The sequence below is a fragment of the Rhodoferax sp. GW821-FHT10B06 genome, assembly GCF_059415605.1.
The window spans coordinates 141,077-148,927 of the sequence record NZ_JBWKNO010000006.1 but is presented as its reverse complement, the minus strand read 5'-3'; the positions used below and the strand labels follow the sequence as shown (position 1 = coordinate 148,927).

The 7,851-nt window shown below is 52.7% G+C and carries 5 protein-coding genes; all 5 read left to right on the top strand.

Annotation, left to right across the window (positions count from 1 at the left end; all coding sequences use genetic code 11):
• Positions 1 to 1,567: SPM autocatalytic domain-containing protein (locus AC07O2_RS11925; RefSeq protein WP_495075957.1), on the top strand; the 1,567-nt coding region annotated here is incomplete at its 5' end.
• Positions 1,568 to 1,710: 143 nt separating this feature from the next.
• On the top strand, positions 1,711 to 3,870 hold the full coding sequence (locus AC07O2_RS11920) for a peptidase domain-containing ABC transporter (RefSeq protein WP_495075956.1): 2,160 nt from the start codon (positions 1,711 to 1,713) through the stop codon (positions 3,868 to 3,870).
• Positions 3,843 to 5,225: an HlyD family type I secretion periplasmic adaptor subunit gene (locus tag AC07O2_RS11915; protein ID WP_495075955.1), complete on the top strand. Its 1,383-nt coding sequence runs from the start codon at positions 3,843 to 3,845 to the stop codon at positions 5,223 to 5,225. Before AC07O2_RS11920 ends, AC07O2_RS11915 begins: the two co-directional genes overlap by 28 nt.
• Before the next feature lie 22 nt (positions 5,226 to 5,247).
• Entirely contained in the window at positions 5,248 to 6,018 is a 771-nt protein-coding gene (locus AC07O2_RS11910; RefSeq protein WP_495075954.1) for a hypothetical protein, read from the top strand.
• Positions 6,019 to 6,048: 30 nt separating this feature from the next.
• The gene (locus AC07O2_RS11905) at positions 6,049 to 7,851 is read left to right on the top strand and encodes a glycosyltransferase family 4 protein (RefSeq protein WP_495075953.1); all 1,803 of its coding nucleotides are present in this window, start codon (positions 6,049 to 6,051) and stop codon (positions 7,849 to 7,851) included.

Below are 7,851 nucleotides of genomic sequence, written 5' to 3'. Positions count from 1 at the left end.
CGTGGCGATAGAGACGGTGGACGTGGCTGCGCTGAAGACCAGCCAGATTGCGGCGCTGAGCACCAACAGCGTGGCTGCTCTGACCACCAACCAGATCGTGTCTTTGACGACGTCACAGATTGCTGCTTTGACGACGGCCGGAGTGGCTGCGTTGAGTACCAGCCAAATTGCTGCGATCGAAACGGTGGATATTGCGGCGCTCAAAACGGCTCAAATAGCAGCTTTGACAACGACAGGGGTCGCTGCGCTGGCAACCAACCAAGTTCAGGCGCTCACCACAGCGGATATTGCCTCACTTACCACGTCGCAAGTGTCTGCTTTGACGACAAATCAGGTGGTGGCATTGACGACAGGTCAAGTGGCTTCGTTGACAACGGCTAGCGTTGCTGCCTTGACGACGAACCAGATTGCTGCCATCGAGACTATTGACATAGTTGCTCTGAAGACGAGTCAGATCATTGCGCTCACCACAAACGAGATCGTAGCGCTGACAACCAACCAGGTTCAGGCGTTTACGACAACGCAGGCGGAGAGCTTTACGTCTACGCAGATATCGGCCTTCACCACCGCGCAGATATCCCATCTGACCTTGAGCACGCCAATTATTCTGGATCTGAATGGAGATGGCGTTAAAACATTGAACATCTCATCGGGTGTGACCTTTGACCTGTTCGCTGATGGTTCCAAGGTCAACACGGGTTGGGTCAGCAGTGGAGATGGCTTGCTGGTCATGGATAGAAACCATGATGGACTGATCAACGATGGCTCCGAGTTGTTTGGCTCGTCCACGAAGCTTGCAAACGGATCCAAAGCCAGTGATGGATACGCGGCGCTCGGTGAGTTGGACGCCAACCATGATGGCGTTGTCAATAGCGAAGATGCCGGTTTTGCTGACTTGCGGGTGTGGATTGACAGCAATTCTGATGGCGTCAGCGAATCAGGTGAGGTCAAAACGCTGTCGTCGTTGGGTATTACCAGCATCAGTGCCAAAGCAACGGTTCAGATTAGTCAGGACAATGGCAACTTGGTGGGATTGACTTCCAGCTATGAAACATCTGACGGTGCAACCCACGCAGCAGCTGATGTGTGGTTTGTTGCCGACCAGAAGGATGCCAGCACCCCAGCTGTGACGGTGGACCAAGTGATAGCGTCACTGAATCCGACGGCAACGCCTGCGGTGGCTGCTACTGAGGTGGTTTCGTCTAAGTTGCAAGAAGTTGTTCAGCCTGTACTGGATTCTGCGAAGACCAGTGCTTCGACGCAAAGTGTCGATTTGCGCTCCAAGGTCAGTAGTCTGGCCCAGGTGATGGGGGCATTTGATGGGACTGGGGTAGGAGGTGATGCGTCGATGCCACAGATTGACTTGGCTTCTGCCGCGTTCACCAAACCCGCTGCCGCCACTTTGGCTGTAGGCAGTATGGTGGATGTCATGAAACAGTTTGACGCAAACGGCAATTTGATTGCAGGCCAGGGCAGTACGATGGCTGCAACTGTGAAGCCTTTGAATGTCTCCGGCATCCAGGATTCCGCGCAGAAGGGGTTCTTGGCGGGCACTGGTGGTAAGTAGTCCTACTGCTTCTATCTGAGGACAAGGTGGAGGGTGAAAACCCTCCACCTTTTTTTATGCATCAGGTGGCAGAACTGGCGCTGCAAAAGGCGTCATATCAAGCCATTGAATTCACTGTTGCGTGTTGAAATGTAAAGACATGTATGCGTGATCCAACCATGTCAGAACGATTTCCTCACTCAACCGTACAGTGCATTGCTGCACTTGCCCAGCATCACCGGTTGCCGGTGAATCCTGAGCGCCTGATTGAGGACTATGCGCTGGTTTCAGAGGAACCCGGTCCTGCTACCGTGTTGCGCATTGCCGCAGACATAGGGTTGAAGGCGAAGTTTGACCATTTTTCGTGGGAGAGTCTGCAGGAGCAGGCGGGGGTATTTCCCTTGATTGCCCGCATGACCGATGGCAATTGCATGATTGTCATGTGCGCGAATGTGAACGGTGATGGGTTGGTGGCAGTGCTGAACCCTCTAGCAGACAATCCCACTGAAATCTTGCGCCTGGATCGCGCTAAGTTTTGCGCACTTTGGCAAGGTGACGTGTTTTTGATGAAGCGCATTTACGCGCTGCCGGAACAAAATCAGCCGTTCGGCTTTCGTTGGTTCATTCCCGAAATTCTCAAACAAAAAGCAGCGCTGAGAGATATTGCGGTTGCGGCGATTGCCATGCATGTTCTGGCGCTGGCGTCTCCCATGTTCTTTCAATTGGTGATTGACAAAGTGCTGGTGCACCAAAGCCTGGCAACCTTGTGGGTGCTTGCGATAGGCATAGTGATTGCCTTGGTATTTGATTCGCTATTTGGTTTTCTACGTCAAATACTGACTCTTTCCGCCACGAACAAGATTGATATGCGGTTGACGCGCCGTACCTTTGCGCATCTCTTGTCGCTGCCTATCGATTACTTTGAGACAACCACTGCCGGTGTAATTACGCGCCACATGCAACAAGTGGAGAAGATTCGAAGCTTCTTGACTGGGCGGATGTTCTTTACCGTGCTGGACGCACTGTCTTTGTTCATTTTTCTGCCCATACTTTTTACCTATTCGGTCAAGCTTGCCCTGGTCACTTTGGTTTTCACCTTTTTGATTGCCGGGGTGGTTGCTGCCATGGTGCCGGTATTTCAAAAGCGCTTGAACGATCTGTATAGCGCCGAAGGTGAGAGGCAATCCATGATGGTCGAGACCATCCACGGAATGCGGACGGTAAAGGCCTTGGCTATTGAGCCAGCGCAGCGGCGTTTGTGGGACCAACGCTCTGCCCAATCCATCAATATGCATTTTCGGGTAGGGAAAATTTCAATTACTGGTAACGCTGTCACTGATTTTTTGGGCAAGCTGTTACCTGTAGTGATTATTGTGTTGGGTGCACAGGAGGTGTTTGACCAAACCTTGTCTGTTGGCGCATTGATTGGCTTTCAAATGATCTCGGGTCGGGTTGTTGCACCCTTGATTGCGATTGTCAGTTTGGTGAATGAGTATCAAGAGACCGCTTTGTCTGTGCGCATGCTGGGGGAGGTGATGAACCGTCCTTCGGAGGGGCGGGCCAGTGCTGGTGGCTTGCGCCCGGAATTGGCTGGAGAAATTTCGTTTAACGAAGTCACCTTCCGTTACCCGGGGTCCAGCCATGCTGCATTGGACCGTGCGAGCTTCACTATTGCGGCAGGCTCTGTTGTGGGAATTGTGGGGAGGAGCGGATCCGGCAAGACCACTTTGACCAAGCTGATCCAGGGCTTGTACGGCGTCCAGGAAGGGATTGTGCGCTTTGATCGCACAGATGCACGCGAGATCGAACTGGCCCATTTACGCCGCCAGATCGGAGTGGTGTTGCAAGAGAATTTCTTGTTCCGCGGTTCGGTTCGGGACAATATTGCAGTTGCCAAACCTGAGTCCACATTCGAGCAGATTGTTGCCGCAGCTGAAGCTGCAGGAGCTGCAGAGTTTATTGAACGGCTTCCGCAGGGATACAACACGCTGCTGGAGGAAAACGCTTCCAATTTGTCTGGTGGGCAGAAGCAGCGTCTATCGATTGCCCGCGCGCTGTTGTCCAAGCCGCGGATTCTGGTTCTGGATGAAGCGGCCAGCGCCTTGGATCCTGAAAGCGAAGCCATTTTTATCAGCAATCTTTCGCGTATTGCTGTTGGGCGGACTGTGATCATGATTTCCCACCGCCTATCCACGCTGGTCAATGCCAGCGCCATTCTGGTTATGCAGCATGGGCGTCTGGTTGATAGCGGTCGGCACGATGAGTTGCTGACCCGATGTGAGACTTACCAACATCTATGGAATCAACAAACAAGCCATTTGTGAAGCGATGGCTTTCTTTCAAATGGGGCAAAGGCTCCAAGAAAAAGACTGTCGTTGAATATCTGCCAGACGCGGACGAAATTGAGCGCACGCCGGTACCCAAGTTCGCGCAAATAACCTTGCGCGTACTGTTTGCCGCCCTGGTCATCTTTGCCATATGGGCCAGCTTGTCGCAATTGGACGAAGTGATTGTGGCTCAGGGCCGCCTGGTCAATCCTTTGCCGAATGTGGTTGTGCAGCCGCTGGAAACTTCCATCGTGCAAAGCGTCGATGTGCGCGTGGGGCAGGTGGTCAAGAAGGGTGAAAAGCTGGCCTCTTTGGATGCTACGTTTGCCCAGGCTGACGAAACCCAGTTGCAGGCCCAATTGAATAGTCTGGAAACCCAGGTTCAAAGCCTGGGGCGCGAACTGGAGGGTGGCGGCGTCACCGGCAGTACCGGGACACAGACGGCCGATGGTCAACTGCAGGCCAATTTGTCGTTTGAGCGACGGGCTAATTACAAAGCCCAGCAGATGAAGATGACGGAAACTGCCGCGAAGCTACGCGCTGCATTGGCGACGAACCGGCAGGATCAGCAGTTTGTGGCTTCGCGTCTGAAATCTTTGAAAGAAATAGAAGCGATGCAGGAGAAGATGGTGGCCCAAAAGATTGGTGCACCCTTGCAATTGCTTGAGGCACAACAGAGAAGTAAAGAAGTCGAGCGTGATCTGGAGCTGTCCCGTAGCCGCGAGCAGGAAATACGACGCGAACTAGGTGCTTTTGAGGCGGAAAAGTTGGCCTTTGAGAAAAGTTGGCGGCAAAAAGCAATGGAGGACATGTTGGTTCTCTCGCGCGAGCGCGACTCGGTCAAAGAGCAATTGCAGAAGGCCGACAAGCGCCGCAGGTTGGTGACTTTGGTGTCTCCCGTGGATGCAGTTGTGCTGGAGATTGCCAAGCTGTCTCCCGGCTCCATTGTCAAAGAGGCGGAAACATTTTTTACCCTGGTGCCCATGAACGTGGTGTTGGAAGCTGAAGTGCATATCGACTCAGTCGATGTTGGTTATATCAAGCTCGGCGACCCGGTCCATATCAAGCTGGATGCATTCCCCTTTCAACGCCATGGAACACTGGATGGCCGGGTTCGAACATTGAGCGAAGACGCATTTCGTAAAGATACACAGGTCAAAACCGGTGGAGATGCTTACTACATGAGCCGTGTCAGCATCGACAAAGTAAATCTGAAAAATATGCTGGAGAATTCCAGAATTCTGCCGGGCATGACTTTGAATGCAGAAATTGTGGTGGGTAAACGCACTGTCATGTCTTATTTGGTGTGGCCGCTGACCAAGGGTCTTGGTGAAGCGGTGCGAGAGCCATAGAGCTTAATTTATTTAAAACCACATGTCGAAAATAATGAAGGCTTATTGCATTGGCCATACCATGCCATTGTTCAGGCCGCCTGTTTTTTTTGAAATGTTATGCCCCGCTTCTCTGGGTATACAGAATGAGCTGGTGATTGACGACAACCGGTTTGGCACAGCGATCGATGGTGGCGGCTTGGCCGAGTACTCTCAGCTCTTTGGCTTGCACGATTTGCTGCTGTCGGGTGACGTGGTTGCAGAGCATTTATTCTTGTTTCAATACCGCAAGTTTGTATCTACCCTGATGGGTGGAGCAGAGTCAGTTTCTCCCTGGATACGGGTGCTTACGCCAGATTTGGCTCCGGCTATTTTCCCCACTCAGGAGCAATTGGATGCTTTTCCCGGGCGTTTGGCCGTAGGTTCCATTTTTGACTTTGGGGAGAGTATTTCTAGCAATTACGCGCGGGTGCACGTGATTGATGATTTGGTCATGTTTGCTGCCGCCTGTGCCGACAGCGGTGTTTTGGACAAGGCGGACATCAAAGCATTCGCTACTTTGCGTGGAATCATTCCGTCTCCCGCCGTGTGCTGCATACATGTGGATGTATTCATGAGAATCATCAGCATATTGAAAGCTGTATGGAATGCTTACTCGTCCGATTACCAGGTTGCGCGTACGGGATACCAGCGGCGGGTTGCCGGTTATCTGCTGGAGCGACTGCATAGTTTTTTATTGTGCAAGTGGCTTATGGACAATAGTGAGCCCCATATACAAATTTGGCAGCGCTATGTAGTAACTGAAGTGAAATAATTTAAAGCGACAACAGATATGTCTTCTTCAGTGCGAAAAATTTTAATTGATGCGGTATTTTTCCAATACAACCGCTCCGGCATTGCCCGTGTCTGGCACTCCTTGCTGTTGGAGTGGGTACAAGATGGATTCGCCGCACAGTTATTGGTGTTGGACCGCCAAAATACAGCGCCGCGCATTCCCGGCATTGCTTACCGCAACATTCCCTCCCACAACTACGCCGCACCAGATGCTGATCGGGCACTGCTGCAACAAGTGTGCGACGAAGAGGGCGCCAGCTTGTTTGTGTCCAGCTACTACACGACACCGATTTCGACGCCGTCGGTATTCATGGCCTACGACATGATTCCTGAGGTCCTGAACTGGGACACGGCGACCAAAGCCATTTGGGTGGAAAAGCATGCTGGCATTCGCCATGCCAGTGCCTATATAGCCATATCGCAAAACACGGCGAATGATCTGTGCCGTTTTTTCCCAGCCATCCGTCCAGAGCAGGTGACGGTGGCCCATTGCGGAGTGGACTTCAAGGCCCCGGAGCCTGAACAGCTTGCGTTATTCAAGGCACAGCACGCCATCGAGAAACCCTATTTCTTGCTAGTGGGTAGCCGTGGTGCCTACAAGAATGCCCATTTGTTCTTCCAGGCGTTTGCCACTCTGGGTGAACTACGAGGCCAATATGCGATTGTCTGCACCGGTCCCTGGTCGGCGCTGGAGCCCGAGTTCAGCATCCATGTGGGCGACGCCAGTGTGCACATGATTGAGGTGGACGATGCAAGCTTGCAATGCGCCTACAGCGGAGCCATTGCCTTGGTCTACCCCTCACTGTACGAAGGCTTTGGTATGCCGATTACCGAGGCCATGGCTTGTGCCTGCCCGGTCATCACTTGTCCTACGGGCTCTATACCGGAGGTCGCTGCCGACGGCGTGCTGTATGTGGATCCCACGGACGTGGCGGCCATGGCGAATGCTTTGTACCAGGTGCAGGGGCCAGTCATGCGTGCTGTGCTGATAGCCAAAGGTTTGCAGCGCGCTGCGCAGTTCTCCTGGGGGAAAATGGCCTTAGAGGTCAAAACTGCCTTGTTGCAGGTGGATCTGTCCGCGCAAGCACCGCGTCCAAGCACTGTGGTGCAACACGCAACGTATAAGAAACCGGGGGCCAATATGCTGTCTGAAATCATTCCAGCCGAGATCATCAACGACGATTTTTACAAGGTGCTGAATGCACTGGCCAGTCGCGACGATTTGAAGAGTTTTCTGGAGATCGGATCTTCCAGTGGCGCGGGTAGCACCCATGCATTTGTTTCTGCTCTGCGTAATCGCGTTGATGCGCAGAGCACGCGGCTGTACTGTATGGAGCTGAGTACCGAGCGCTTTACCGCTTTGCGTAATGCCTATGCGGACTGTGACTTCGTCAAGGTCTATAACCAGTCTTCCGCTGCATTGGATGAGTTTCCATCAGAGCAGGAAGTGGCGTTTTTCTACGCCAGCACGCGGACGACCTTGAACGCCTACCCCCTTGAGCAGGTGTTATCTTGGTTGCGGCAGGACATCGCGTATATGCGCGCTGCGGGTCTGACACACAACGGTATAGAACTGATCAAAAAAGAAAACCAGATTGTTGACTTTGATATGGTGTTGATCGACGGCTCAGAATTCACCGGGGAGGCTGAGCTGTACCACTGCATGGGTGCGCGCGTCATTGCATTGGATGACGTGAACTCACACAAATGCTTCAACGCCTACCGCATATTGACCAACCATGTCGCCTATGCGCTGACCCACCAGAATATGGAGTTGCGAAACGGCTTCGCGGTATTTGAGCGCAGGTTCTGA

What these genes read in the sequence shown, in the direction of transcription:
- AC07O2_RS11915 (WP_495075955.1), top strand. Translation starts at nt 3,843, where the DNA reads ATGGAATCAACAAACAAGCCATTTGTGAAGCGATGGCTTTCTTTCAAA.
- AC07O2_RS11910 (WP_495075954.1), top strand. Translation starts at nt 5,248, where the DNA reads ATGTCGAAAATAATGAAGGCTTATTGCATTGGCCATACCATGCCATTG.
- AC07O2_RS11920 (WP_495075956.1), top strand. Translation starts at nt 1,711, where the DNA reads ATGCGTGATCCAACCATGTCAGAACGATTTCCTCACTCAACCGTACAG.